This window comes from Novosphingobium sp. ES2-1, assembly GCF_015169775.1.
Lineage (GTDB): Bacteria > Pseudomonadota > Alphaproteobacteria > Sphingomonadales > Sphingomonadaceae > Novosphingobium > Novosphingobium subterraneum.
The window spans coordinates 1,664,776-1,689,923 of record NZ_CP063445.1; the positions used below are offsets into that span (position 1 = coordinate 1,664,776).

Annotated in this window: 27 protein-coding genes and 2 tRNA genes; 15 read left to right on the forward strand and 14 right to left on the reverse strand. The window is 62.2% G+C overall.

What is annotated here, in order from left to right; genetic code table 11:
• The first annotated feature begins 2 nt into the window (after positions 1 to 2).
• The 4 genes from IM701_RS08110 to trpC all read left to right on the forward strand — a co-directional run bounded on the left by IM701_RS08110 (position 3) and on the right by trpC (position 3,968).
• Positions 3 to 1,541 carry an anthranilate synthase component I family protein gene (locus IM701_RS08110; RefSeq protein ID WP_193826625.1) on the forward strand — a complete coding sequence of 513 codons (1,539 nt, stop codon included), beginning with the start codon at positions 3 to 5 and terminating at the stop codon, positions 1,539 to 1,541.
• Positions 1,538 to 2,125 (forward strand): aminodeoxychorismate/anthranilate synthase component II, encoded by a 588-nt coding sequence (locus tag IM701_RS08115; protein ID WP_039332206.1) that lies wholly within the window; start codon positions 1,538 to 1,540, stop codon positions 2,123 to 2,125. Before IM701_RS08110 ends, IM701_RS08115 begins: the two co-directional genes overlap by 4 nt.
• A complete protein-coding gene (gene trpD, locus IM701_RS08120) occupies positions 2,122 to 3,111 on the forward strand; it encodes an anthranilate phosphoribosyltransferase (protein WP_193826626.1) in 990 nt (329 codons plus the stop codon). Before IM701_RS08115 ends, trpD begins: the two co-directional genes overlap by 4 nt.
• A 68-nt stretch (positions 3,112 to 3,179) precedes the next feature.
• Positions 3,180 to 3,968 (forward strand): indole-3-glycerol phosphate synthase TrpC, encoded by a 789-nt coding sequence (gene trpC / locus IM701_RS08125; RefSeq protein ID WP_039332204.1) that lies wholly within the window; start codon positions 3,180 to 3,182, stop codon positions 3,966 to 3,968.
• A 3-nt stretch (positions 3,969 to 3,971) separates the two neighbouring features.
• On the opposite strand, the gene IM701_RS08130 is transcribed toward trpC, so the two are convergent.
• Positions 3,972 to 4,709: a lysoplasmalogenase gene (locus IM701_RS08130; protein ID WP_230487616.1), complete on the reverse strand. Its 738-nt coding sequence runs from the start codon at positions 4,707 to 4,709 to the stop codon at positions 3,972 to 3,974.
• Between IM701_RS08130 and trmFO the strand changes: the two genes are divergently transcribed.
• Positions 4,701 to 6,068 (forward strand): methylenetetrahydrofolate--tRNA-(uracil(54)-C(5))-methyltransferase (FADH(2)-oxidizing) TrmFO, encoded by a 1,368-nt coding sequence (gene trmFO / locus IM701_RS08135; protein ID WP_193826627.1) that lies wholly within the window; start codon positions 4,701 to 4,703, stop codon positions 6,066 to 6,068. The two genes, IM701_RS08130 and trmFO, sit on opposite strands and share 9 nt — an antisense overlap.
• A gap of 4 nt (positions 6,069 to 6,072) precedes the next feature.
• On the opposite strand, the gene IM701_RS08140 is transcribed toward trmFO, so the two are convergent.
• Positions 6,073 to 6,543: an EF-hand domain-containing protein gene (locus IM701_RS08140; protein WP_193826628.1), complete on the reverse strand. Its 471-nt coding sequence runs from the start codon at positions 6,541 to 6,543 to the stop codon at positions 6,073 to 6,075.
• 78 nt (positions 6,544 to 6,621) lie between these two features.
• Positions 6,622 to 7,209 carry a hypothetical protein gene (locus IM701_RS08145; protein WP_193826629.1) on the reverse strand — a complete coding sequence of 196 codons (588 nt, stop codon included), beginning with the start codon at positions 7,207 to 7,209 and terminating at the stop codon, positions 6,622 to 6,624.
• Positions 7,210 to 7,352: 143 nt separating this feature from the next.
• Here IM701_RS08145 and IM701_RS08150 point away from each other — a divergent pair, with 143 nt between their 5' ends.
• The 6 genes from IM701_RS08150 (at position 7,353) to IM701_RS08175 (ending at position 13,221) form a co-directional block, all read left to right on the forward strand.
• Positions 7,353 to 8,972, forward strand: coding sequence for a TadE/TadG family type IV pilus assembly protein (locus IM701_RS08150; protein ID WP_193826630.1), 1,620 nt, complete (start codon positions 7,353 to 7,355; stop codon positions 8,970 to 8,972).
• The gene (locus IM701_RS08155) at positions 8,969 to 9,445 is read left to right on the forward strand and encodes a TadE/TadG family type IV pilus assembly protein (protein WP_193826631.1); all 477 of its coding nucleotides are present in this window, start codon (positions 8,969 to 8,971) and stop codon (positions 9,443 to 9,445) included. The genes IM701_RS08150 and IM701_RS08155 overlap by 4 nt, the downstream gene beginning before the upstream one ends.
• Positions 9,442 to 9,891, forward strand: a complete 450-nt coding sequence (locus IM701_RS08160) for a TadE/TadG family type IV pilus assembly protein (protein ID WP_039332197.1) — start codon at positions 9,442 to 9,444, stop codon at positions 9,889 to 9,891. Before IM701_RS08155 ends, IM701_RS08160 begins: the two co-directional genes overlap by 4 nt.
• A gap of 263 nt (positions 9,892 to 10,154) precedes the next feature.
• A complete protein-coding gene (locus IM701_RS08165; protein ID WP_193826632.1) occupies positions 10,155 to 11,960 on the forward strand; it encodes a Tad domain-containing protein in 1,806 nt (601 codons plus the stop codon).
• Positions 11,957 to 12,550: a TadE/TadG family type IV pilus assembly protein gene (locus tag IM701_RS08170; protein ID WP_039332192.1), complete on the forward strand. Its 594-nt coding sequence runs from the start codon at positions 11,957 to 11,959 to the stop codon at positions 12,548 to 12,550. Before IM701_RS08165 ends, IM701_RS08170 begins: the two co-directional genes overlap by 4 nt.
• Positions 12,547 to 13,221 carry a TadE/TadG family type IV pilus assembly protein gene (locus tag IM701_RS08175; RefSeq protein ID WP_193826633.1) on the forward strand — a complete coding sequence of 225 codons (675 nt, stop codon included), beginning with the start codon at positions 12,547 to 12,549 and terminating at the stop codon, positions 13,219 to 13,221. Before IM701_RS08170 ends, IM701_RS08175 begins: the two co-directional genes overlap by 4 nt.
• A gap of 57 nt (positions 13,222 to 13,278) precedes the next feature.
• On the opposite strand, the gene IM701_RS08180 is transcribed toward IM701_RS08175, so the two are convergent.
• The 5 genes from IM701_RS08180 to IM701_RS08200 form a co-directional block, all read right to left on the reverse strand.
• Positions 13,279 to 14,673, reverse strand: coding sequence for a pyruvate dehydrogenase complex E1 component subunit beta (locus IM701_RS08180; RefSeq protein ID WP_039332188.1), 1,395 nt, complete (start codon positions 14,671 to 14,673; stop codon positions 13,279 to 13,281).
• A gap of 1 nt (position 14,674) precedes the next feature.
• The gene (gene pdhA / locus IM701_RS08185) at positions 14,675 to 15,685 is read right to left on the reverse strand and encodes a pyruvate dehydrogenase (acetyl-transferring) E1 component subunit alpha (protein WP_230487851.1); all 1,011 of its coding nucleotides are present in this window, start codon (positions 15,683 to 15,685) and stop codon (positions 14,675 to 14,677) included.
• Between the two features lie 362 nt (positions 15,686 to 16,047).
• Positions 16,048 to 16,124: transfer RNA gene (locus IM701_RS08190), tRNA-Arg, on the reverse strand.
• Between the two features lie 63 nt (positions 16,125 to 16,187).
• Positions 16,188 to 16,264: transfer RNA gene (locus IM701_RS08195), tRNA-Arg, on the reverse strand.
• A 28-nt stretch (positions 16,265 to 16,292) separates the two neighbouring features.
• Positions 16,293 to 16,727, reverse strand: coding sequence for a (deoxy)nucleoside triphosphate pyrophosphohydrolase (locus IM701_RS08200; protein WP_039332184.1), 435 nt, complete (start codon positions 16,725 to 16,727; stop codon positions 16,293 to 16,295).
• Between the two features lie 72 nt (positions 16,728 to 16,799).
• On the opposite strand from IM701_RS08200, the gene IM701_RS08205 reads away from it, so the two are divergent.
• Both IM701_RS08205 and IM701_RS08210 read left to right on the forward strand, forming a co-directional pair.
• The gene (locus IM701_RS08205) at positions 16,800 to 16,982 is read left to right on the forward strand and encodes a Flp family type IVb pilin (protein ID WP_193826635.1); all 183 of its coding nucleotides are present in this window, start codon (positions 16,800 to 16,802) and stop codon (positions 16,980 to 16,982) included.
• Positions 16,983 to 17,082: 100 nt separating this feature from the next.
• The gene (locus tag IM701_RS08210; protein ID WP_193826636.1) at positions 17,083 to 17,262 is read left to right on the forward strand and encodes a Flp family type IVb pilin; all 180 of its coding nucleotides are present in this window, start codon (positions 17,083 to 17,085) and stop codon (positions 17,260 to 17,262) included.
• 91 nt (positions 17,263 to 17,353) lie between these two features.
• Here IM701_RS08210 and IM701_RS08215 read toward each other — a convergent pair whose 3' ends face one another.
• From IM701_RS08215 to IM701_RS08235, 5 genes are all read right to left on the reverse strand, one after another.
• Positions 17,354 to 18,835, reverse strand: coding sequence for a M48 family metalloprotease (locus IM701_RS08215; RefSeq protein WP_193826637.1), 1,482 nt, complete (start codon positions 18,833 to 18,835; stop codon positions 17,354 to 17,356).
• Between the two features lie 122 nt (positions 18,836 to 18,957).
• The gene (locus tag IM701_RS08220) at positions 18,958 to 19,902 is read right to left on the reverse strand and encodes an acetyl-CoA carboxylase carboxyltransferase subunit alpha (protein ID WP_039332178.1); all 945 of its coding nucleotides are present in this window, start codon (positions 19,900 to 19,902) and stop codon (positions 18,958 to 18,960) included.
• A 32-nt stretch (positions 19,903 to 19,934) separates the two neighbouring features.
• Entirely contained in the window at positions 19,935 to 20,774 is an 840-nt protein-coding gene (locus IM701_RS08225) for a tyrosine recombinase (protein WP_052242050.1), read from the reverse strand.
• 46 nt (positions 20,775 to 20,820) lie between these two features.
• Positions 20,821 to 22,500: a hypothetical protein gene (locus IM701_RS08230; protein ID WP_193826638.1), complete on the reverse strand. Its 1,680-nt coding sequence runs from the start codon at positions 22,498 to 22,500 to the stop codon at positions 20,821 to 20,823.
• 242 nt (positions 22,501 to 22,742) lie between these two features.
• The gene (locus tag IM701_RS08235) at positions 22,743 to 22,886 is read right to left on the reverse strand and encodes a hypothetical protein (RefSeq protein WP_156135713.1); all 144 of its coding nucleotides are present in this window, start codon (positions 22,884 to 22,886) and stop codon (positions 22,743 to 22,745) included.
• A 97-nt stretch (positions 22,887 to 22,983) separates the two neighbouring features.
• Here IM701_RS08235 and IM701_RS08240 point away from each other — a divergent pair, with 97 nt between their 5' ends.
• Together IM701_RS08240 and aroB are read left to right on the forward strand one after the other, a co-directional pair.
• On the forward strand, positions 22,984 to 23,565 hold the full coding sequence (locus IM701_RS08240; RefSeq protein WP_039332172.1) for a shikimate kinase: 582 nt from the start codon (positions 22,984 to 22,986) through the stop codon (positions 23,563 to 23,565).
• Positions 23,556 to 24,662, forward strand: a complete 1,107-nt coding sequence (gene aroB / locus IM701_RS08245) for a 3-dehydroquinate synthase (protein ID WP_193826639.1) — start codon at positions 23,556 to 23,558, stop codon at positions 24,660 to 24,662. The genes IM701_RS08240 and aroB overlap by 10 nt, the downstream gene beginning before the upstream one ends.
• Here the strand turns inward: aroB and IM701_RS08250 are convergent.
• The gene (locus IM701_RS08250; protein WP_193826640.1) at positions 24,659 to 25,111 is read right to left on the reverse strand and encodes a DUF488 family protein; all 453 of its coding nucleotides are present in this window, start codon (positions 25,109 to 25,111) and stop codon (positions 24,659 to 24,661) included. The two genes, aroB and IM701_RS08250, sit on opposite strands and share 4 nt — an antisense overlap.
• Positions 25,112 to 25,148: the final 37 nt, after the last annotated feature.

The following is a 25,148-nucleotide window of genomic DNA, read 5'->3' on the forward strand; positions in this document are numbered from 1 at the left end:
CCATGACCATCGACCTCGCCGAAACTGCCTTCGCACTCCCCGAGAACCATGAGGCTGCGCTTGCGCAGCTGTCTGCCGGAAAGCCCGCGCTGATCTGGCGCAAGCTGATTGTCGATACCGAGACTCCCGTGGGCGCCGCGCTGAAGCTCATGGAGAGCGGGCGGGGCGATTTCCTGCTCGAATCCGTGCAAGGCGGCGAAGTGCGGGGACGGTACAGCCTGCTCGGCATCGACCCGGATCTGGTGTTCCGCGCCACCGGCACACGCGCCGAGATCAATCGCATCTGGCGGCACGACAAGGCCGCCTTCGCGCCGCTTCCCGGCGACGCACTTGCAGAGCTGAGGGCCCTTGTCGCTGCCTGCCGGATCGATGTTCCTGCCGCGCTTCCGTCGGCGCTGGCCTGTCTTGTCGGCTATTTCGGCTACGAGACGATCGGCCTTGTCGAGAAGTTGCCGCGCGCTCCGCAGAGCGACCTCGTGCTGCCCGACATGCTGTTCACCCGCCCCACGGTGGTGCTGGTGTTCGACCGCCTGTCCGACGAACTCTTCGCCATAGCCCCGGTCTGGGCCGAAGGCGGAGCGCCCGAGCGGCTGCTTGAAGCCGCGGCAGAACGCATCGACAACGCCTTGCGCAAGCTGGCGGAGCCTGTTCCGGCCGATGCCCGTCTGGTCGAGGCGGTGGACGTAACCCCGCAACCGGTCATGCCTGCCGCCAACTATGCGCGCATGGTGGGTGCCGCGAAGGACTACATCGAGGCAGGCGACATCTTCCAGGTCGTACTGGCCCAGCGCTTCACCGCGCCCTTCCCCCTGCCGCCGATCGCACTCTACCGCGCCCTGCGCCGCATCAACCCCTCGCCCTTCCTCTATTTCCTCGACATGCCGGGCTTCGCGCTGACCGGATCGAGCCCGGAAATCCTGGTCCGCATTCGCGATGGCGAAGTGACGATCCGCCCGATTGCCGGCACCCGCCCACGCGGCAAGACACCAGAGGAAGACCGCGCCAACGAGCTGAGCCTGCTCGACGATCCCAAGGAACGCGCCGAACACCTGATGCTGCTAGATCTCGGCCGCAACGACGTGGGCCGCGTGGCCAAGGCGGGTACGGTCAAGGTCACCGAAAGCTACACGGTCGAGCGCTACAGCCACGTGATGCACATCGTCTCGAACGTGGTCGGCCAACTCGACACCTCGCGGGCTGACAGCGTAGACGCGCTTTTCGCAGGCTTCCCCGCAGGCACCGTCAGCGGCGCTCCCAAAGTCCGCGCCTGCGAAATCATCGCCGAGTTGGAACCCGAAACACGCGGCGCCTATGCCGGCGGCGTCGGCTACTTCGCCCCTGACGGCTCGGTCGACAGCTGCATCGTCCTGCGAACCGGCGTGATCAAGGACGGCGTGCTCCACGCGCAGGCAGGCGCAGGCATCGTCGCCGACAGCAACCCCGAATACGAACAGCGCGAGTGCGAGTTGAAATCAGGCGCATTGTTCGCAGCGGCGCGTGAGGCCGTGCGGGTGGCAACAGAAGCAAAGTTTGGCCAATGATCCTCGTCATCGACAACTACGACAGCTTCACCTGGAACCTCGTCCACTACCTCATGGAGATGGGCGCGGAGGTTGAAGTCGTGCGCAATGATGCGCTCACCGCCGAACAGGCGATCAGGACCGGGGCGCAGGGGTTCCTGCTTTCGCCCGGTCCCTGCACGCCCAACGAGGCGGGGGTGAGCCTTGATCTGGTCGGCGCGGCGGCGGATGCGAAGGTGCCGTTGCTCGGCGTGTGCCTTGGCCACCAGTCGATCGGGCAGTACTTCGGCGGCAAGGTCGTGCGCGGTGGGTTGATGCACGGGAAGACCTCGCCGGTCACCCATGATGGCACCGGCGTGTTCGAGGGTCTGCCCTCGCCGTTCATCGCCACGCGCTATCACTCGCTGATCGTGACCGACATTCCCGATTGCCTCGAAGTCAACGCGCGGTCGGATGACACGCACGTTATGGGCTTTCGCCACACCTCGCTGCCGATCCACGGCGTGCAGTTCCATCCGGAAAGCATCGCCACCGAGCACGGCCACGCGATGGTCGCAAATTTCCTGAAGCTCTGCGGCATCAAGACCAACCCGCTTCCGGCATGAGCCTGCCTGACGTCACCCATCCGCTGGAGGAAGCCGAGGCAGAGGCCGCGTTCGCAGCGATCCTCGACGGCACCGTGGCGGACGAAGCCATCGCGAAGTTCCTCGTCGCCCTTTCGGACCGGGGAGAGACGGCGAGCGAGATTGCCGGTGCAGCCCGGGCGATGCGGGCGCGGATGATCCCGGTCAGCGCACCCGCCAATGCCATCGACGTCTGCGGCACCGGGGGCGACGGTCACCACACGCTCAACGTCTCTACCGCAGTCAGCCTCGTTGTTGCCGCGTGCGGAGTGCCGGTGGCCAAGCATGGCAACCGCGCGGCGAGTTCGAAAGCAGGCGCCGCCGATACGCTGGAGGCGCTCGGCCTCAACCTCGATCGCGCCGCCGAAACTGCCGAGGAAACGCTGGCCGACCTTGGCATCTGCTTCCTCTTTGCTGCGCGCCATCACCCCGCGATGGGCCGCATCATGCCGATCCGCAAGGCACTGGGCCGCCGCACGATCTTCAACCTGATGGGGCCGTTGGCCAATCCGGCAGGCGTGCGCCGCCAGCTGGTCGGCATTGCGCGTCCCGCCTATGTACCGATCTATGCCGAAGCAATCCGGCGCCTTGGCACAGATCACAGCATGGTCATCTCGGGCGACGAGGGGCTGGACGAACTGAGCCTTGCCGGCGGCAATGAACTGGCCGAAGTGCGTGGGCACGAAGTGCTGATGCGCCGTGTCAGCCCGGAAGATGTCGGCCTGTCGCAAACCCCGGTCGACGCCATTCGTGGCGGCGATGCTGCTTTCAACGCTGCAGCCTTGCGCGCCCTGCTGCAAGGTGAAGTAGGTCCGTACCGTGACGCGGTGCTGTTCAACGCCGCCGCCGCGCTGATCGTTGCGGGTGAGGCGCATGACTGGCACGGCGGCGTTGAAGAGGCCGCCGAAGCAATCGACAAGGGCCTGGCCAACGCGCTGCTCAATTGCTGGATTGCGGCGCTGAAGTAGCGCTTGGCGCCACAGGTCACACGATACACTTGCCCCAACGGGTTCAACCTCGCTAAGGCGCCCCTGCCATGACCGACAAGCTCACTGAAATCTGCGACACCAAGCGCGTTGAAGTCGCCGCCCGCAAGGCCGCTGTCAGCATCGGCGAGCTGGCCGCGCGCGCCGCGCAGCAGAGCGCCCCGCGCGGGTTCGAGGCGGCACTGCGTGCCCGCGCGCAGACCGGCTATGCATTGATCGCCGAGATCAAGAAGGCCAGCCCTTCAAAGGGACTGATCCGCGCCGATTTCGCCCCTGCAGACCATGCCCGCGCCTATGAGGCCGGGGGCGCCGCCTGCCTTTCGGTGCTGACCGACGCGCCATATTTTCAGGGGCATGAAGACTATCTCGTCGCGGCGCGTGCTGCCTGCACACTGCCGGTGATCCGCAAGGACTTCATGGTCGATCCCTGGCAGTGCCTTGAAGCGCGCGCCATCGGGGCCGATGCCATCCTGATCATTGCCGCCTGTCTTTCCGACAGCCAGATGGCCGAGATCGAAGCCGCTGCCCGAGAACAGGGCATGGATGCGCTGGTCGAAGTCCACAACGAAGAGGAAATGGAGCGCGCAAGCCGCCTGAAGTCGCGCCTGATCGGCGTCAACAACCGCGACCTCAAGCGCTTCGTGACCGATCTTGGCACGACCGAGCGCCTTGCTCCGTTGGCCCCTGAAGGCACCTTGCTGGTTGCCGAAAGTGGCATCAACACCCACGCCGACATATTGCGCCTTGAAGGTTGCGGCGCGCGCACGTTCCTCGTCGGTGAAAGCCTCATGCGTCAGCCAGACGTTGAAGCGGCAACCCGCGCCCTCCTGCAGGGCTGAACCTTACCGGACGGCCGGGAACTCGCCCCTCGTCCGCAGAGTGGCGATCACGCCGGTGCAGATCATGAACTGGCCGAAGTAGTAGAGCGGCCAGATCAGCAGCCCCGGGACCGCGCTGCGCGCCAGCGGGCCCATCCTCGCGAAGATCAGCAGGTCGGACACGACGAACATGGCGGCGCCCAGCGCCACCCGGCTGCGCGGAAAATCGCTGGCAAATGCGGCCGTCGCCATTCCGCCGAGCAACAGCGCATAGCCTGCAACGTCCATCCGGCCTGAAAGCGCCCACGACAGCGCCGGGACGCCGATGACAGATACAACTGCCACGGCCTTGTCCAGCCCTGAAGGGCTGGCGCGGGGATGGTGCAGATACAGCGCTATCGCGGCGATGTGGCCCGCAAAGAAGGCTGCAGCACCACCGGTGAAGTCCACTTCCAGCACCATGTCGCCAATCGCGCACAGCGCCATGACCAGAGCCAGCAGGTGAGCGCTGCGCGAGGGATGATGCGCCCAGGCATATGCAGCGAGCAGGGCAACGCCCGCGCCTTTCCAGAGTATCAGCCAAAGGCCGGGCACCTGCCCCTTTGCGGCAAGCCAGTAACTCGTTCCGGCAATCAGACTGGCGACCAGCCAGGGCCGTTTCTCGATCAATGCGCGTCCCGGCACCCGGCGTCTTCTCCCTTTGCCCTGCGGACGCTCTTGCCGCAACGGCGCGGCAATGCCAAGGGCAAGCCCATGACGCATCAGGTCCATATCATCGGCGGCGGCATGGCCGGCAGCGAAGCGGCGTGGCAGCTTGCCCGTCGCGGGGTTCGCGTAAGACTTTCCGAAATGCGCGGCAGTGGTGACACTACCCCTGCACACAACGGCGATGGCCTTGCCGAACTGGTCTGCTCGAATTCCTTTCGGTCCGATGATGATGAGAAGAACGCCGTCGGGCTGCTGCATTACGAAATGCGCCAGTGCGATAGCCTGCTCATGGCGGCAGCGGCCAAGGCGCGGGTGCCCGCAGGATCGGCGCTGGCTGTCGACAGGGACGTGTTCTCTGCTGAAGTCGAGGCGGCCCTGCGCGCGCAGCCTACGCTCGAGATTGCAAGGGAACGCATCGATTCACTGCCCGGAGAGGGGCTGACGATCGTGGCGACTGGGCCTCTCACCAGCCCTTCCCTTGCCGAAAGCATCGGTGGCACGACCGGCGCCGACAGCCTCGCCTTCTTCGATGCCATCGCGCCGATCGTCTACCGCGATTCCATTGACATGAGCGTGGCGTGGATGGCCTCGCGCTGGGACAAGGGCGCGGAGGCCTCGCTCGCGCTCGGCGGCGACGGGCGCGATTACATCAATTGCCCGATGACGAAGCCGCAGTACCTCGCCTTCCGGGAAGAGCTGCTCGCCGGTGAGAAGACCGAGTTCAAGGAGTGGGAAGCCAACACCCCCTACTTCGACGGGTGCATGCCGATCGAGGTCATGGCCGCGCGGGGCGAGGAGACGCTCCGGTTCGGACCGATGAAGCCGGTGGGACTGGACAATCCGCATTGGGCCACAGCGGAACACCCCAATGGGCGCTGGCCCTATGCCGTGGTGCAACTTCGCCAGGACAACAAGCTCGGCACACTATGGAACATGGTCGGCTTCCAGACCAAGCTGAAGCACGCCGAACAGGTTCGCGTGTTCCGCACGATCCCCGGCCTTGAAAATGCCGAGTTCGCCCGACTGGGCGGCTTGCACCGCAACACCTTTCTCAATTCGCCAACGCTGCTCGATCGGCAGCTTCGACTGAAATCGGCGCCGCACATCCGGTTTGCCGGTCAGATCACGGGCTGCGAAGGCTATGTCGAAAGCGGTTCGGTCGGGATGCTGGCCGGCCTGATGACAGCGGCGCAGATTGCAGGGCGCGCGTGGACACCGCCTCCGCAAACGACGGCCTTGGGAGCACTGCTGTCGCACATCACCGGCGATGCCGATGCCGAGAGCTTTCAGCCCATGAATGTCAACTTCGGCCTCTTCCCGCCGTTGCACGACGTGAAGAAGAAGGCGCGTAAGGAAGCTTATACCGAGCGGGCCAAGGCGGACATGGCCGGGTGGCTCGGTTCTCTGGCGTAAGCCCCTATTTGCAGGAGCATTTCTGCTTTGGCTTGGGTGCTGCCTTCGGCCGCGTGGTGGCGAATTCCTCGCGGGTGAGAAACAGGTCGCCATTGCCATCGGCCGACTTGAACTTGTCGACAGTGACATAGGCCCATTCCTCGAAGGTCAGCAGATTGTTGCCGTCCTTGTCGAGCTTGCGGAACGCCGATGCGCGCAGGCTCAGCATTTCGGTGCGGCTGATCCGGTTGTCCCGGTCCTTGTCGACCAGATTGAACCTGCGGGTCTCCTTGCCGACAGACGTTGCTTCGGGAGGGGCGACACCGGTAAGCCCTTCGATGTCGGCGCTTGGCAGACCTTCCGGAGCGATGGCAGCATCGGCGACCGGCAATGGCGGGGCAGTCCCTTCGCGTGTTTCGGCACGGCCCTGCCACCAGAAGACGCCTGCAGCGCAAAGCATCAGGGCAGCGAGACCACCAAGCAAGGCACGAACCATTTTTCACCCTCCTTGATGAAGGGTCTAACGCCGCAGGCTTGTTGCGGCAGCGGTAGATGCTACCGCTTTGGCACGAACTCAGAAGCCCAGCGCACCTGCGCGGACCACCCGCAGAAAATCGATAAGTTGGCGTCCCTTTCCCGGGTTATCGGCACTGTCCTTCATGGCGCAAAGCACGGCAAGTGGCCGCATCGCACGGGGCAATGCACCTCTCCGCCCGCCTGAGGTTGCCTCACCCGCCAGATATCGCGCATGAGCCGCGATCGCGCCGTTGTCTCGAACGTCAAGCACCTCGGCCAGTGCGAGATAGGCATTGGTCAGGGCCAAGGCGAATTCGTCTTCCTGTTCCTCGCCCATGGCGCGAGCCTCCCAGCTGTCGACCAGTTCCACCAGCCGACCGTGCTGCCCCTTCCACGCCTTGAGCGATGCCAGTGCCGGTTCGCTGACCGGCCATGCCTCACCGCTCTCGTTCAAGCGATCCCGCCACCACGACAGCCGCAACTGGACCATCAAGGGTTCGCGCCCGGGGCGGGCGGTCTCGGCCAGTTTCTGCTCAAGCATGAACAGGGCCAGCCACGCAGGGCGCGCCGCCGCAGGAGCATAGGCAAGGGCAATTTTACGCGTGATATCCAGGGTTTCGGCGGGTTTCGATGGTAACTTCGACATTAAGAAACAACTCTCGCAAATCCCGTATTGTTTAACGGGCCGTCAACCAGATGGCTTCAAGATGAACTTACCACGACAATCTACTTAACGATTCGCGGGATTGGCATCGGCAGCCGCCGACGGAATGAGAAAACGGTAGCAGCATGCTCTCAGCATTTCGATCACTCTCGGGGTTGGTCCACTTGTGCAAGCGCCTTGCCCGGCACAAGGGCGGCAATGCAACGCTGCTGCTTGCCCTGGGCATGCCGGCATTCATTGGCGGGGCGGGTTTGGCGGTCGATACCGCACAGTGGTACATGTGGAAGCGCGAATTGCAGTTCGCCGTGGATCAGGCAGCTCTGGCCGGCGCCTGGGCCCGAACGCAGAGCGCGACGCGCGCCATCTATTCGGACCGGGCGCTTCAGGAATTCAACGCCAACATCTCAACCGTTAACGACATCACCGTGGGCCCGCCCTCGGTTACGTTGTCGAGCTATGCCGGTGGCAGCAACAACAGCGTCACGGTGAGCGCGACGGTGCGGGACACCCTGCCCTTCTCGAGCTTTCTGACGGGAGAAGGCACCACGGTCACAGCATCGGCGCAGGCAGCCTATACGTCCGGCACGTCCTTTACGTCCTGTCTGCTCGCGCTTGATGAAGACGATAGCGGCGCCGTCACGATCGGCGGCACTTCCGTGCTGAAGGCCAAGTGCGGCATTGCGGCCCTTTCGACCTCCGACTCGTCCATCCTCGTCGACGGCAATCCCGACATCGATGCCGGTTGGGTGCTTTCTCGCGGCGGCATCGACGAATGGTTCAGCAACCACACGGACGACGAGGTCCACGACTATCTCGAAGGCCTGTTCGATCCCTATGCCAACCTTTCGCCGCCGAACCCGGCTGAAAGCCAGGTGGCGCGCAGCTACTACTGCGTGAAAGGTACGACCACGACCCGAGCCGACCGAAACAAGAAGACCACTGTCACCTATACCTACTGGAAGGGTGCGACATGGCAAACTGCGACCGAGCAGGTCAGCGGAAGCAAGAACGCCAAGAAGGACTATTCGACCGAGGGCAACGACAGCTATGTCATCGTCGAAAACACGGCCGTGGCTGGCACGACCTACACGACCACCGTGGTGTGGACCCAGACGAACAACGGTTCTGGTAACAACATCGTCTGGGAAAAGATGGAAACGGTTGTTGCCACCACCCTGTCCAACATCAGCAAGACGACCACCGCCGACCTGGCCTCTGCGCTGCCCGGGACTTATGTCGGGGGCATAAAGGTGTCTTGCGCCACGACGTTTGCGCCGGGCGTCTACATCATCGACGGTGGCGGGGTCGAGATCAGCGGTCAGTACGCCGTCGTCGGCAGCGGTGTGATGTTCGTGCTCAAGAATGGTGCGTACATCAAGATCAATGGCGGCTCGAACATCAACCTCACTGCCATTCAGGCTTCGGAACTGGTCAGCCGTGGTGTATCGGAAACGAACGCCAACGCGCTGGCCGGCATGCTGGTATTCGAAGATCGCGCCTCCACCGGAACTGACCGCAGCAAGATCAACGGCGATTCCGATACGGTCCTTAACGGCACCATTTACCTTCCGAACAGCGGCATCGACTTCACGGGGACCGCAAGGGTTACCAGCCAATGCCTGATGATCGCGGCTGACACGATCGCGATCTCCGGCACGGCCAACATGAGCTCTTTCTGTCCGCCCGGACTGACTGAAGACACCGTGGTGGCCAAGGAAGTCAGCAAGGTGAAGCTGATCGTATGATCCCAGCCCGATCGCTTCTGCAACGCCTGATCCGCGATCCAAGCGGGGCGATGGCCGTGGAAACCGCCATCATCGCCCCGCTCATGGTGCTGTTCAGCCTTGGCGCCTACCAGGTAAGCAGCCTGGTTGCGCGGCAAAGCGAGTTGCAGAGCGCCATGACGCTGGCCGAATCCGTCGCACTTGCCACCGACCCTGACACGTCGGACGAACTGAACGCACTCAAGAACGTGGTTGTTGCCACAGCCGGACTTGAACCCGAACAGGTCATGGTGGCGGCGGCTTATCGTTGCAATTCCTCGAACGCCTATGTCGCCTTGGAAAGCACGTGCGCGACAGGCGACAATGTTTCGCGGTATGTGCAGGTCACGTTGTCTTACGATTACGTGCCGATCTGGACGGAGTTCGGCTTGGGCTCGACCATTTCGCTCCAGGTCAATCGTTATGTTCTCTTCGGTCAGAGGACAAAGGCATGACTACCGGACGCTTGGCCAGAACGCTCCGTGCATTGCTGCGCCAGAAGCAGGGTTCCGTGGTAACGGAGTTTGCTCTTCTCGCACCCACGATCCTCGCATTGATGCTCGGGGTTTTGCAGATCGGCATTGGCATGCAGAACTACAACGCGATGCGTTCGGTTGCGTCAGACGTGATGCGTTATGCTGTGGTGAACTATCAGACCGGAAATGAGCTTACCAACGATCAGATCCGGTTTTACCTGCGATCCATCGCGATAAAGAGTCCTTACAAGCTGGAAAGCGCGCGTCTGGCGATCAGCGTAACGAATGTAATCGATCCGCGTATAGATGGGACTGTCGAGAAAACCGTAACCATGACTTACAGCATACCGACAGTGCTGTCGTTTATTGGGGTTGATGCATTTCCCATCACATATACTCAGCCCCTTTTTTTGATGGAAAGCTGAATATCCATTGGGGCGTCACCAAATCGCGTACACGGCTTTGGGTTAAGCACGCCTTATACGATTTCCTCTGTGCGCTCCGGACACTTTAGGAAATATTTTACGATGAAAGTTATCCTTAATATTAGGGGTTTCTGCGTAGTCGTCTAATCATGTCGTCAGACGCTTATCTTTCCTGCCGTCATTCGTGGCTTCGAACGCATTATCGTTCGACGGTCAGATGCCTGCGCAGTCTCTGCCGGGATGAGTCAGGCAATGCCCTGACCATGCTTGCGATGTCGGTCGTTCCGCTGCTTGCCCTGGTTGGCTCAAGCATAGACATGGGGCGCGCCTATCTCGTCGAATCCCGACTTCAACAGGCCTGTGATGCCGGCGTCCTGGGTGCACGCAAGGAACTGGGCGCGATCGTGGACTTCGACCCGGACATCGACGGAGCAGCGGTCATCAGCAAGGGCACGCACTTCTTCAACGCGAACTTTGCCGACGGCATCTACAACTCCGTCGACCGAGACTTCGTGATGACGCTGGAGGACGATCAATCCGTCGGCGGCATTGCGTCCGTCATCCTTCCCACCGACATCATGCAGTTCTTCGGCAAGGACGAAATTGCCATTTCCGTAAATTGCCGCGCCGAACTGAGCGTGCCCAACACCGACATCATGATGGCTCTCGATGTCACCGGCTCGATGGCCGAGAGCAACCCCGACGACACCTCGCCCAAGATCGCCGTGCTGAAATCGGTGGTGAAGGGCTTCTACGCCACCATGGAAGCGAATCGCCAGCCACAAAGCCGGATTCGCTATGGCTTCGTTCCCTATTCAACGAACGTGAACGTCGGCGGCTTGCTCAAGGACGAGTGGGTGGTCCCGCAGTGGCGCTATCCATCGCGGACCCTGGTTGGCACCAGTGGAAGCGGCGGGCTTTATGGCTATTACAGTGCGGTCTCTCCAGTCTCCGGAACCTATTACACCACCACCTCGACGTTTGCCGCGACGGAGGCCGGTGGCGGATATACCTGTTCCGCACCGGCGAACACGCTGACAACGTCGACGCAACTCATGTCCACGACGACCGCCCAAGTGAGCAATCCGTCCGGCACAAGGACAACCTACACCTATAATCGTACGAGGAACGGCAACACCTACTCCGTCTCTCGTTCAGGCAGTACCTGCACGCTTTCCACCACGACCTACGCAAGCTACGTCGACACCTTCAAGTATATCACCGAGCCCAGTCTCGCTTCAGGCAGTTCCTGGCTCTACAAGGATGTGCTGAAGGACACGAGCGACTGGCGCACAGCGTCTAACGGTTGCATTGAAGAGCGATCCACCTACGAGATCGACGACTACGACAATGTCGATCTCGATCGCGCTCTCGATCTCGATATCGACACCGTGCCGACCGCCGGCGCGCCTGACACGCAGTGGCGGCCGATGTATCCTGCCATGATTTATGAGCGCGCCAGGCTCTGGGATGGCTCGGGCAGCTTCACCACCAGCGAAGTCACCACCAACAGCGAGTTCCTTGCTCCCGGCATTGCCGGATTCGCTGCCTGCCCCACGTCAGCGCGCAAACTGCAGGTCTGGGACCAGAGCGCCTTCGACGGCTACATCGACGGACTGGTTGCCGCAGGCAGCACTTACCACGACATCGGCATGATCTGGGCGGCGCGACTGTTGTCTCCGAGCGGAATCTTCGCGGCCGAGAACGCCGATGTCTCCACCCGTCAGAGGACCAGTCGCCACCTGATCTTCCTGACTGACGGGCAGACCTCCTCGCTGGACATCAGTTACAGTTCCTATGGCGTGGAACCGATCGCGCAGCGGCGCTGGCATCCCAGTTCGCCCCTCACGCTCACGCAGACGATCGAAAAGCGGTTTTCCTTCGTCTGCGAGGAAGTAAAGAAGCGCAACGTCACGGTCTGGTTCGTCGCATTCGGCACCGATCTCAACCCAATCATGACCGACTGTGCGGGCAGCGGCCACTATTTCAGCGCGAAGAATGCCGAAGAGCTGCAGAACGCCTTCCGGAAGATCGCCCGTTCGATCGGTGACCTGAGACTGGCCCAATGATCAGGCGCCAACTGCACAGCCTCGGCACGGATGCGGATGGCGCAACGGTGGTGGAATTCGCGCTGGCATCTCCTGTTCTAGTGCTCCTGTTGATGGGGCTCTTCGACATGGGGTACTCGGTATATGCAAACACCATGCTGCAAGGGGCGCTGCAGCGCGCCGCGCGCGATTCCACTGTCGAAGGGGCAGCAAGCACGCTGACCACGCTGGATGATGCGGTGAAGGCAGAGGTCCACCGCGTAGTCCCCGACGCTTCCATCGCGTTTTCGCGCAAGGCTTATGCAAACTTCACGGATATCGGGCTGGAAGAAGACTATACCGACGCCAACGAAAACGGCGTCTGCGATGACGGAGAGCCTTACGAGGACGCCAACGGCAGCGGCACATGGGATCGCGACAGAGGCGCCAATGGTCTGGGAGGAGCGCGCGACGCGGTCGTCTATACCGCGACCATGACCTACAGTCGCAAATTCCCGATGGCGTCGTTGATTGGCCTCAGCGAAACAGTAACCAACAGCGCCAGCACGGTACTCCGGAACCAGCCCTACGATGCCCAGAAAAGCCGGGCGAAACTCGGGAACTGTACATGAAGCGGATTGTCGAACGCCTGGCGGGCCTGGTCCGCAACAGGTCCGGCGTCGCGGCGGTGGAGCTCGCTCTTGGGGCGCCACTTGTGCTAACTCTCGGGCTGTGGGGAGCGGAACTGGGCAATCTTGCCATCACTCATATGCGTGTCAGCCAGCTTGCCATGCAACTGGCCGATAACGGGTCACGCATTGGCGACGAGTCGATGCTCGAAAACCTGAAGATTTACGAAAGCGACATCAACGACCTGCTGGTTGGCGCCAACATCCAGGCGGGCAAGCTCGATCTGTTCGAGCATGGCCGCGTGGTCATCAGCAGCCTCGAGGTGGTGCCGGGCACTGAAGATACCCAATACATCCACTGGCAGCGCTGCAAGGGTAAGCGGAACTTTCAATCGTCGTACGGTGGTGAAGGAACGGGAACCGATGGCTCGCTGTCAGGAATGGGGCCAGCAGGGGAGGAAGTGACCGCGACCGAAGGCGATGCGGTCATTTTCGTCGAGATCGAGTACGCTTACCAGCCGCTCGTCAGCGAACGCTTCGTACCCGATGCCGTGATACGGACCACCGCAACTTTCAACGTCCGTGCGGATCGGGACCTGACCCAGATCTACCAACGCAACGCCGCCGCGCCTAACCCCATCGCACGATGCAACGTCTATGACGGATACGACTGAATGCAAAAGGGCGCCGGATCGCTCCGGCGCCCCTGAACTTTCAGCGGATCAACCACTTCAGCGGTAGCAGACCTTCCGCACGGCAGCCGCAATCTTGCTGGCGTCGATCAGGGCCAGCTTTTCAAGATTTGCCGCGTAAGGCAGCGGTACGTCCTCGTCGCATACGCGCAGGACGGGGGCGTCAAGGTGATCGAAGCCCTCTTCCATGCAGATCGCGATGATCTCGGAAGCGATGGAGCAGACCGGGAAGCCTTCCTCGGCCACGACCATGCGGTTGGTCTTCGCCAGCGAGGCGAGAACCGTTTCCTTGTCGAGAGGGCGAAGCGTGCGAAGATCGATCACTTCTGCATCGATGCCCTCGGCGGCAAGCGCTTCGGCTGCTTCGAGCGCGAAGCCGACGCCGATCGAGTACGAAACGATCGTGACATCCTTGCCCGGACGAACGATGCGCGCCTTGCCGATCGGCAGGACGAAATCGTCGATCTGCGGCACGTCGAAAGTGCGGCCATAGACCAGTTCGTTCTCGAGGAAGACTACCGGATCCTCGCTGCGAATGGCCGCGCGCAGCAGGCCCTTTGCATCGGCGCTGTCATAGGGCGCGATGACGACGAGGCCGGGGACGTTGGCATACCATGGACCGTAGTTCTGCGAGTGTTGCGCACCGACGCGGCTGGCAGCACCGTTGGGGCCGCGGAACACGATCGGGCAGCGCATCTGGCCACCGGACATGTAGTTGGTCTTCGCGGCCGAGTTGATGATGTGATCGATCGCCTGCATGGCGAAGTTGAACGTCATGAACTCGATGACCGGGCGAAGGCCGCCCATGGCAGCGCCTGCGCCGATACCGGCAAAGCCATACTCGGTGATGGGAGTATCGATGACGCGCTGTGGGCCGAACTCCTCGAGCAGACCCTGCGTTACCTTGTACGCGCCCTGGTACTCGGCCACTTCCTCGCCCATCACGAAAACGCGATCGTCGGCACGCATTTCCTCGGCCATGGCATCGCGAAGCGCTTCGCGAACCGTGGTCGGAACCATCGCCGTGCCAGCGGGAAGCTCGGGATCGGCGGCCGGCTTGGCATCGCTCTTGGGCGCGATCGCGGCCGCTGCCTTGGCCTTGGCGTCCTGTCCGGCAGGCGCTTCGCTTTCGGCTGCCTTCTGTTCGACTGCGGGTGCGGCTGCAGCTGCAGGTGCCGCGTCAGCCGAATCATCTTCGCCCTTGATGGTCGCAATGACAGTGCCGACCTTCACGCCCTCGGTGCCCTCTGCCACGAGGATTTCACCGATCGTACCCTCGTCGACAGCTTCGAATTCCATCGTTGCCTTGTCGGTCTCGATCTCGGCGAGGATGTCACCCGATTTCACTTCGTCTCCGGCCTTGACCAGCCACTTGGCAAGCGTGCCCTCCTCCATCGTCGGGGAGAGCGCAGGCATCTTCAGTTCGATGGCCATCTCAATAGTTCTCCACCAGCACGTCGGTATAAAGCTCGGCCACATCCGGCTCGGGCGATGTTTCGGCGAAGTCCGCCGACTCGGCGACAACCTGGCGAATGCGCTTGTCGATATCCTTGATCTTCTCCTCGGTCACACCGCGCTTGAGAAGTTCGGCCTTGGCGCCCTCGATCGGATCGTGATTGTCGCGCATTTCCTGCACTTCCTCACGGCTGCGATACTTTGCAGGGTCAGACATCGAGTGGCCACGGTAGCGATAGGTCTTGAGTTCCATCAGGACCGGGCCATTGCCGGCGCGGACGTACTCAAGCGCAACTTCCGCTGCCTGACGGACTTCGAGAACGTCCATGCCGTTCACGTCCATGCCCGGAATCCGGAACGCCGTGCCACGGCGATAGAAGTGCGTTTCGGCCGAACCGCGCTTTACCGCCGTCCCCATCGCGTAACCGTTGTTCTCGACCACGAAAATGATCGGCAGCTTCCACAGCGCCGCCATGTTGAAAGTCTCGTAAACCTGGCCCTGGTTCGACGCACCGTCGCCGAAGTACGCCATGCAGACGCCGCCGTCATTGCGGTACTTGTGCGCAAAGGCGAGACCTGCGCCAAGCGGAACCTGTGCCCCGACGATGCCGTGACCGCCGTAAAACTTGTGCTCGGTGCTGAACATATGCATCGAGCCGCCCTTGCCGCGCGAAATGCCTGCGCCGCGTCCGGTAAGCTCTGCCATGATGACCTTGGGATCGATGCCGTAAGCGAGCATGTGGCCATGGTCGCGATACCCGGTGATCACACTGTCGTGCCCTTCCTTGAGGGCGGACTGAAGGCCAACGGCGACAGCTTCCTGGCCAATGTAGAGATGGCAGAACCCGCCGATCAGGCCGAGACCGTAAAGCTGACCCGCCTTTTCCTCAAAGCGGCGAATCAGAACCATCTGTTCGTAGAACTTCAGCAGTTCCTCATCACTGGCATCGTAGCGCTTGTTGTTCGCATGCGCCTGCTGGAGACTCCGCAAGGCGAAGGCCGCTTCTTCGGCTACGTCGGACGCAATCACCGGCTCGGTCCCGACAACGGAAGTAGTCGCACGCTTAGCGGTAGGTTTCGTGGCAGATGTATTGGCTCTGGGCCTCGGGGACTTCGCCAAGTCTGGGTTTCCTTTTCTGGCAGCCTCGGGTTCCGTAGGGTCAGGAACGCACAGGCGAGCCTATACCTTAGCACAGCCCGTTCGCAACGCTGTTCGGTCAATACGAAGCTATTATGGATACCTATGCAAATTCCGCGAACCGTTCTGGCTCGCAGTTCGCGGTCGCACAAATGCATGGGCTGCCAGAAACGAAAAGAGCCCGCGCAAAGGCGGGCTCTTTCGAGAAACGGTGATGGCGCACCCGGAACGATTCGAACGTCCGACCCTCAGATTCGTAGTCTGATGCTCTATCCAGCTGAGCTACGGGTGCTCACCATCATGTCCTGGCTGAACCAGCGGCACAGCCTTCCCGAATCACCTTACCGAAGGAAGGTGGCGCACCCGGAACGATTCGAACGTCCGACCCTCAGATTCGTAGTCTGATGCTCTATCCAGCTGAGCTACGGGTGCTTGGGAGACGCGCCTTTAGGGGGCTGATTCACCTTTGGCAACCCCCAAGCAGAGGAATTACCGCCTGGGCTAGCGGAATGTCCAACGGGGGCATCGGCAGACCTGCCAGTTCCTTGGCGTCTACCCAGCGAATGGCGCTCCCAGCTTCCTTGGCCATTGCCACGCCACCCCAGATTCGCGCGCCATAGAGCAAAAGGAGGATCTGCCGGGAGCTGGAGGCCAGCGCATCATTGGCAAAGCAAATCGGGAACAGGCCTTCTGCGTCGATCGCAAGGCCTAGCTCTTCGTCGATTTCCCTTACAACCGCAGCAGCGAGGGTCTCCCCCGCCTCCACCTTGCCGCCGGGAAACTCCCAGAGGCCGCCGTGCTGCTTGTTCGGGGGGCGTTGTTGCATCAGCACGCGCCCTGCCCGATCAAGGATCGCTACCGCCACGACGATCATGACTGTCGAGAATTTTTCCATTCTGCGCGCCTATCAACCTTTTCTTAGGAATGGCAACGTAGACCAACCTACGCTGCAACCATGGAAACGGAAATGAAGACCCTTCTTCTGAAAATCTTCCGTAACCATTGCGGCGCTACAGCTGTCGAATACGGTTTACTTATCTCGTTGATCGGCCTTGCTGCCACCTTTGGCATGAAGAACTTCACCGCAGCTTTGTACAACTTGTACGTCACTGTAGATGAAAACACTAACCAGAAGACGAATACGGATTAACGAATCCTTAGTCTTTTGTAAGTAAGAGTACGAATGCTCGCTCCGGGGACAAAATGGGGCGGGACGGGAAGAATGAAGCACCACCTCTAGGAGACCGAACATGAAGCTTTTCCGTAACCTGCTCGCCAACAACGAAGGTGCAACCGCGATCGAATACGGCCTGATCGCTGCTCTCGTTGCTGTCGCTGCCATCGGCGCCATGACCTCGCTGGGCAACTCGCTGAGCAACACCTTCACCGACGTGTCGAACGACATGGACACCGCTGACCAGGCCAACTAATAGTCGGCTCCTCGTCAGAGGATTTGTAGAGGCAGGTGCCATGGCACCTGCCTCTTTTCGTATGTTCGTCGAGAATTCAGAAGAAGCAGCGTCAATAGACGACCAGCTTGACCTTCTGCCCCGCAACCAGACGGCTCCCTGAGGAAAGACCGTTGAGCACCAGGAACCGTTGCAGCGGCTGGTCGGTATAAGCCATCCGCTTCGCCAGGGATTCGACAGTGTCGCCCGATTTTACAGTGACCACCGACAGACGGCGAGGCTTGACCGCCGATGCTTCGGCTGCACTGATCCTCCGGATGGACCGGAACATGGTATCGAACTGCGAGGCTTGCCCCGCCTGGCTGATGGTCGTGAAGTGATAGGCCTGCTGCGGGCCGAATTCATACGCGAACACCACAACGTCAACCTGTCCATTGCCGCTGTTTACGCGGGCTGTACCGTAGACGGCGGGGATGCCGTTGACCGTGGTCCGTTCAAGCGTTGCAGGCGCGAGCTGCTGTTGGCTTGAAAGCTTGGTGAAGACCGAGCGCACGTAATTCTCGAGATTTCCACTATATGCTGCGGTCGAAAACTCGCCCTTCCCGCTTTGCCCGGAGATGGAGACGGCCCGCGTGCCATTCACGAGGTAGAAGCCATTGGGGGCCCGGAAGGCAAGCCGCAGAGCGGGATGCACGAAGCTGGAACCGTCGACGATGCCTTGGGCAGGATCATCCCCATAGGTCAGCCCGTTGATGCCAGCGAGGAAGGTATCGCGGTTCGTTCTTCCGGTGGTGTTGCCCGCTCGGGTTAATGCTGCCCGGACACGCGACGCGGGGTCAGGGTGGGTGCTGGCCCATTCCGGCACCTGATTCGTCGTCCCCTTAACGCTGGCATCGAGTGCGTTCTGGTTGGCAAGGCTCTGCAGAACTGTCGACATCGCCCGAGGATCGTAGCCTGCCCGCTGAAGATAGGTGATCCCGAGGTTGTCCGCTTCGGTTTCCTGCCCGCGCGAATACTTGAGAGTCAGCAACTGGCTGCCGGTCGAGAAAATCTGCTGGCCAAGCTGGCCAAGGGCGCTGTTACCGAGCAAGGCACCCGACAGGATCGATCCAAGCGCTCCGAGCAACGAATTGCGAGTCGCCTGGCTTTCGCGCTTGGCCGCGTGGCGTGCGGCCACGTGACCGACTTCATGCCCCAGCACGCCGGCCAGTTCGGCCTCGTTGTTCATCAGCGCCGCAAGCTGACGCGTTACGTAGACATAGCCACCAGGGATGGCGAAAGCATTGTTGACCGGGGAATTCAGCAAGGTGACGGTGAAATCACCGCGCGCGTTGCTGAGGCCGGATTGGATCGCGATATTCTTGCCCACCGTTTCGACATAGGTGGCCTGCGCCCCCGTCATCGCTCCGCCAAATTCCTGAAGCAGTTGTGGATGCGCCTCAGCGCCCTGCTTCTTGTCGGCTGCGCTGATAGCCTGCGTCGCGCCTTGCGCGCTTGCCGGACTGCCAGTTTGACTGACACACGCAGGCAGAGACGACATCGCGATGACTGACACAGTCAGAAACGCTGCACGCGAACGGCGGAATAACGGCATCTTCAACTCCCCAAGGCGAAGGTCTAGCGGGACGCGAGTGCAGAACACCCGCCCGCTACGGGACTGGTCCGATAACCGTCTTGTCGCAAATCCGGTTCCCGAGCGCCAGATGGCGCCCGCGATCAGGCGCCGATGCGCAGGAAGCGTTCTGCCCGGATCTGGCGCAGCTCGTCCGCCGGCTTTCCGACGAGGGCATCGAGCTCTTCGCCGATGGCCTTGCCCAGGAGCGCACAGGTCGCGTCAGGATCGCGGTGCGCTCCACCAACAGGTTCGCGCACGATGCGGTCGATCACGCCAAGCGAAAGCAGATCCTGCGCCGTCACCTTCATGGCCTCTGCCGCATCTGCAGCCTTCTCGGCCGTACGCCACAGGATAGAGGCACATCCTTCGGGAGAAATGACCGAATAAACGGCATGTTCAAGCATCAGGACGCGTTCTGCGCTTGCCAGCGCCACTGCGCCGCCCGATCCGCCCTCGCCCACAATGGTCGCCACCATCGGAACGCCCAGCGCAAGACAGGCCTCCGTTGACCTTGCGATTGCTTCAGCCTGACCGCGCTCTTCCGCCTCTACGCCCGGGAAGGCTCCCGAAGTATCCACAAGCGTCACGACAGGCAGCCCGAATCGGCTCGCCATTTCCATGAGCCGGATCGCCTTGCGATAGCCTTCGGGCTTGCCCATGCCGAAGTTGTGGCGAATGCGGCTTTGGGTATCGTTGCCCTTTTCATGGCCGATAAGCATGAGCCGGCGACCATCCAGCTTGGCGAAACCACCGACGATCGCCTGATCTTCACCGAACAGACGATCCCCGCCCAAAGGCATGAAATCCGTAAAGATCTTCTCGACGTAGTCCTTGAAATGCGGACGTGAAGGGTGCCGTGCAACCTGCGTCTTCTGCCAAGGGGTCAGCGCCTTGTACGTGCTGGCAAGCAATTCGGCCGACTTGCTTTCAAGCCTGCGGATCTCGGACGAGATGTCGATGTCTCCGCCCTGCGCAGTCTGGCGCAGTTCGGCGATGCGGGCTTCCAGCGCGGCGACCGGCTTTTCGAACTCGAGGTAGGAAATCATGGCCAATCCGCTAGGCGCGAGCGCGGATTTGGTCAACTCCGGGCAAGCGGATGACGCTGGTTTACGAGGGCGACCAGACGCGCGGAGTCAACGTGTGTGTAGATTTGCGTGGTCGCGATATCGGCGTGGCCCAGCAAGGTCTGCAACACGCGCAGGTCAGCGCCGCCCTCCAGGAGATGGGTGGCGAAGGCATGGCGCAGCACATGCGGGCTGACCTTTTCCGGGTCCAGGCCAGCCCGAAGCGCCAAATCCCTTAGCAACTGGAACAATCGAACGCGCGACAGGAACCCACCTCGCGGCGATGGGAAGACGAATCGCCCGCCCCCTCCCCGCGCTACCAGCCAATCGGACAACGCCTTCACGGCCCGGGCGGAAACCGGCACCATCCGCTGCGTCCCTCCCTTTCCCGTGATCGTCAGGAACGGTGCATCACGAGGCACCGCCGCCAATGGGAGCGAAACCAGCTCAGTCGCTCGCAGGCCAGACCCGTAGAGAAGCTCCAACAGCGCCAGCATCCGCAGACCCTCCGGAGTCCGGGACGCGGCATCCTCTTCCGCCTGCCTGAAAAGAGCGCCGATCTCCTCATGGCCGAGCAGGCGGGGGAGAGCGCGACGGGTCTTTGGCCGTGGCAAGGCGCCGGACGGATCGTCCTCTCTCACCCCTTCGTCGACAAGGAAGCCGTAGAACTGCCGCAAAGCCGAAGACTTTCGTGCCAGCGAGGCTGGCGCCAGGTCCGCAAAGGCGACCGAAAGCCGCGAAATGTCTTCGCGCGTTGCTGTCGACAAGCACCCGATCGCCTCGGCCGCACCCGCAAGATCGCGGCGATAGGCGGCGATTGTATTGGGTGCCGCTCCGCGCTGGACAGCCAGCATCGACAGAAAATCTTCGACTGCAGGCTCTGCCCTGGCTTTCACCCCCTTAGACGCGAGCGACGGCTTCGGCAGCAATCATGCGCGCCTCGTTACCGAGCCCGACACGGTGCAGGGCCGACACCACATGATAGAGGTGCAACGGGGTCATCCGGCCCCAGCCATCGCCCTGCATGCCAAAGGCCGCAAGCAAAGCCACCAAGGCCTGATTGTTCGACGCCGCAGCCTGATCGATCGCCCGGGTCCAACGAGTCTGCCGGTTGAAATCAACGCCCAGCTTGCCTGCAAAGTCGCGCGCGGCGGCAGGGTCGACCCGCTCGAGCCCCATCATGCCCGCAAGCAGGAAGCGCGATCTGATCGCGTTATCGGAGTCGTCATTGTCAGCGAATGCGTTCAGCCCTTCAGACCCAGTTCGGTTCGCCCGGCCCGGATTTGACAGGACCAGCAATCCCCAGGCCTCCGTTCCAACCGGGCAGAACGGTGCCCATTTTATCGCGTTGCGATCGAGTCCGGCGGTCAGCATCGACGAAATCAAGGGCGCCGCGCTATCGGCCAGTGCCTCGGAGGGGACCATCCGTGCTGATGCATGAGATGTCAGGACCAGCCCTGCATAGGCCCGCTCCGGATCATTGCCATCGCCCCACAGGCTGCGGATCGCGTCAAGCCGGTCTTCCTGCGCCTCGGCCACATAGGCGGTGCGCAGGGTCGCTGCCCGCTGGGTCCATTCATCCTCAGTGGCGTCTGCTGCCTCGGCATCGCGCTGAGCATAGATCGCGCTGTAGAGGTCGATCAGTGACCGCGACGACAGTACGCCACGTGCAGCGCCAACATCGGCAGCCGCGGCCCGTGAATAAATGGAGAGCATCGGCGCCCGCGCCGCCAGCAAGGCATAGTTCTCGCCAGCCTTCTTGCGCAGGTCCTCCGGAGGCTCAAGCCCTGTGGCAAAGGACATGCCGATGCTCCAGGGCGTCAGTGCCTCCACATCGTTCCACTCGATCTTGACAGCACGCCGCGCGTTCGTTGCCGCTCCGGCGAACTTCTGTGCCAGCAAGATGTCGATCTTGGTTCCGGTTCCCCTGCGCAAGGCCTTGTCGAGCGTGGCCATCGCGGTCGAACCTTCGCCGGTGAAGGCAGAACAGATCGCACGCGAAAGTTCCCAGTCCCACCCGGGCCGGCCTGCTGCAGTGAGTGCTGTGATGGGACACAGCCCGACGGGATCCGCCGTGGCAAGGAAGCTCGCCATCGCCGCATCCTCGAGACCACGGGTGAAATTTCCGCTGTCGACCGATTGCACCATCGCCCGCGCCGCGTCCGCCTCGCCCATGCGCAGCAGCAGCTGCGCACGCATCGCTGCCCAGTCCGCCCCGTTCATGCCGACAGGTGTTGCCAGCCTGCTGGCAATCACCCTGCGTGCGAGGATGTGGCCCCAGCGCGACACGAAGCGTCCGCGCATCTTCGTGATCACGCCCTCGACGAACGGGCCGTTGAGGTAATGCGTCGAGCCGACCGGGAAGCCGCCATCGCTCTGGTCGATCACGCCCACGACATCGAGGCTGCGCCGTCCGGCCGGCGGAATGTCCGATTTGGGCCTCGCCGAATCTATAAGCTTGGCGAGCAGTGCCGGGTCGATCGAATCGAGCAATGCCTGATCGCTGAGACCGCCCCCGGTCGTGGCTACGGGTTGCACCGTGTCGGGCAACGGTTGCACGACGGGCGAAGCTGTCGGCATGGGAGCCGCCGATCCCGAAGCAGCTGGACGCACTGCCGCGGGAGCCGCGTTGCGTGCCGGTGCCGGTGCTGGGGCGCTGGATCGCTGTGGCGCAGGGCGCGTGGGCGCAGGGCGCGTGGGCGCAGGAGGGTTATCAAAGCCCGGTGGGAGCAGGGATTCCTGCGCAAGCAAGGCCCCGGACAGGGAAGCCAGGGCAGCAACGCCGCCCAGCCAGAACGTCATCCTTCCGGACACCCGCCTGCTCACTGCGCATTGCCCCCGACCGGAGGTTCGCCGACCGGCTGTTCAACCCACTGCATCGGCTGTGTTCCACCTCTGATCCAGATCACCGTCAACAAGGCCACCACTACAACTGCTGCCAGAGCGACCACGGCAATCCTCTTCATTCAACCACCCGGTACCAGACGACAAACCCTTTTGCACCGCCGTGCAGTCGAGGCGGTGCTTGCAACGGGCACTAGCGCAAGTATAGGCGGCGCGGCAATGGAACATGACGCGCATCCGCTCAGCTCGTCCGAAATCGCCCGCATCGCGCGGCGGATTGCACGACCGTTGGTGCTCGTCGGCATGATGGGTGTGGGAAAGACGACCGTCGGCAGAAAGCTGGCGACAATGCTGCACCTGCCTTTCCTCGACGCGGACGAAGAGATCGAACGCGCCGCACACATGCCGATCCCCGAGATTTTCGCGACATATGGCGAACAATATTTTCGCGATGGTGAGCGTCGCGTCATCGTTCGCCTGATGGGCACGGGCCAGCACACGGACCGCAAGGTGCTCTCCACCGGCGGCGGCGCGTTCTGCAATGCCGAAACCCGCGCACTGATCCTTGAAAAAGGCATTGCAGTCTGGCTCGACAGCGACGTCGAAACCCTTGTCGAGCGGGTAGGCCGGAAGGACAACCGCCCCCTCCTTCGGTCGGGAGACCCGCGCGAGATCCTGGCTCGCCTCAAAGCAGAACGGGAACCGTTCTACTCCCAGGCCCCGATTCACGTCACCAGCAGTGCGCAGCCGCATCATGTGACTGCCGACAAGATACTCAAGGCAATCGACAAATGGCTGTGATCCCCGTCGCCATCGCTGGCGCCCCTTACGAAGTGCGCATCGAGGCAGGGCTTCTGCCCAATGCGGGCCAGCATTGCCGGCCATTCCTTCGCAAGGACCGTGTTGCCGTTGTCACCGATGCGAACGTCGCCGCAAACTGGCGCGAAGTGGTTGCGGCCTCATTCACGGCTGCAGGCATCCGCAGCGAATGGCTCGTTCTGCCCGCCGGCGAAAGCACCAAGAGCTGGCAGTGCCTCGCCGAAGTTGTCGACTGGCTGCTGGCACTGGAAGTCGAGCGCAAGGACAACATCGTTGCCCTCGGCGGAGGCGTGATCGGAGACCTGACGGGATTTGCCGCCTCGATGATCAAGCGGGGCTGCGGGTTCATCCAGATTCCCACCACGCTCCTTGCCCAGGTCGATTCCAGTGTCGGGGGCAAGACCGCAATCAACACGCCCGCCGGCAAGAACCTGGTTGGCGCATTCCACCAGCCCTCGCTGGTACTCGCCGATCCGCTGGCCCTCGACACGCTGCCCTTGCGCGACACCCGTGCAGGCTACGCCGAGGTCATCAAGTACGGCCTGATTGACGACGCGCCCTTCTTCGAATGGTGCGAGGCCAATGGGACAAGGTTGCTCGCAGGTGACAGCGGCGCGCGGGAAACTGCAATTGCCAGGAGCGTTGCAGCAAAGGCCCGGATCGTCGCCGCAGACGAGAAGGAGACTGCCGGAATCCGCGCGTTGCTGAACCTTGGCCACACCTTTGGCCACGCGCTGGAAGCGGAGACCGGCTTTTCGGACCGCCTGCTCCATGGGGAAGGCGTTGCCCTGGGCATGGTACTCGCCGCGCGCTTCTCGGCACGTCGAGGGCTCATGAACGGACAGGATGCGCGTCGGATAGCGGCCCACATGGAAGCGGTCGGCCTGCCATCATCACTGCAATCGCTTGGCCTTGCCTGCGATGGCCGCCGCCTTGTGGACCACATGCTGCACGACAAGAAGATGGACGCAGGCACTTTGCCCTTCCTGCTGATGCGGGGGATCGGGCAGACATTCCTTGCAAAGGACGTCGACCTCGCCGACGTGGCAGCGTTCCTCGATGAGGAATTGCGCGCCTAGGCAGCGTCCACGGGGATCAGGTCGATCACCTCGAAGTCCGGCAAGATGGCCTGCCGCAGCAAGGCGCGATGGCAGCCGTGTGCCTCGCGCTCATAGCAGAGCAGAGCAACCTTGCGCTCGCTTGCCATGTCGGCCAACCTGGCACCGGCCGCAATCGCTTCGGGAAGTTCGAGCTGGCCTTCGTAAATCCGCTCGAGAGTTGCGTGATCGTTGCGCCGTGCCGCCGCGCGTCCTTCGGCCGGGGTTCCGAGCGCCTTGAAATGCACATACTCGATCCCGGCATCGCGCGCATTTGCCGCCAACGCCGACTTAGAGAAGCCCGGCCTGCGAGACAGAGGAAGGGCCCGGACATCGGCAAGCACCTCAACGCCCGCCTCACGCAGCGCTTTCATCACCGCAGGCACGGTTGCCTGCTCATAGCCGATAGTCCAGATCCTGCGGGTGGTCATACCCCTGAAGTGGGGTAGACCATCCGCATATCAAGGG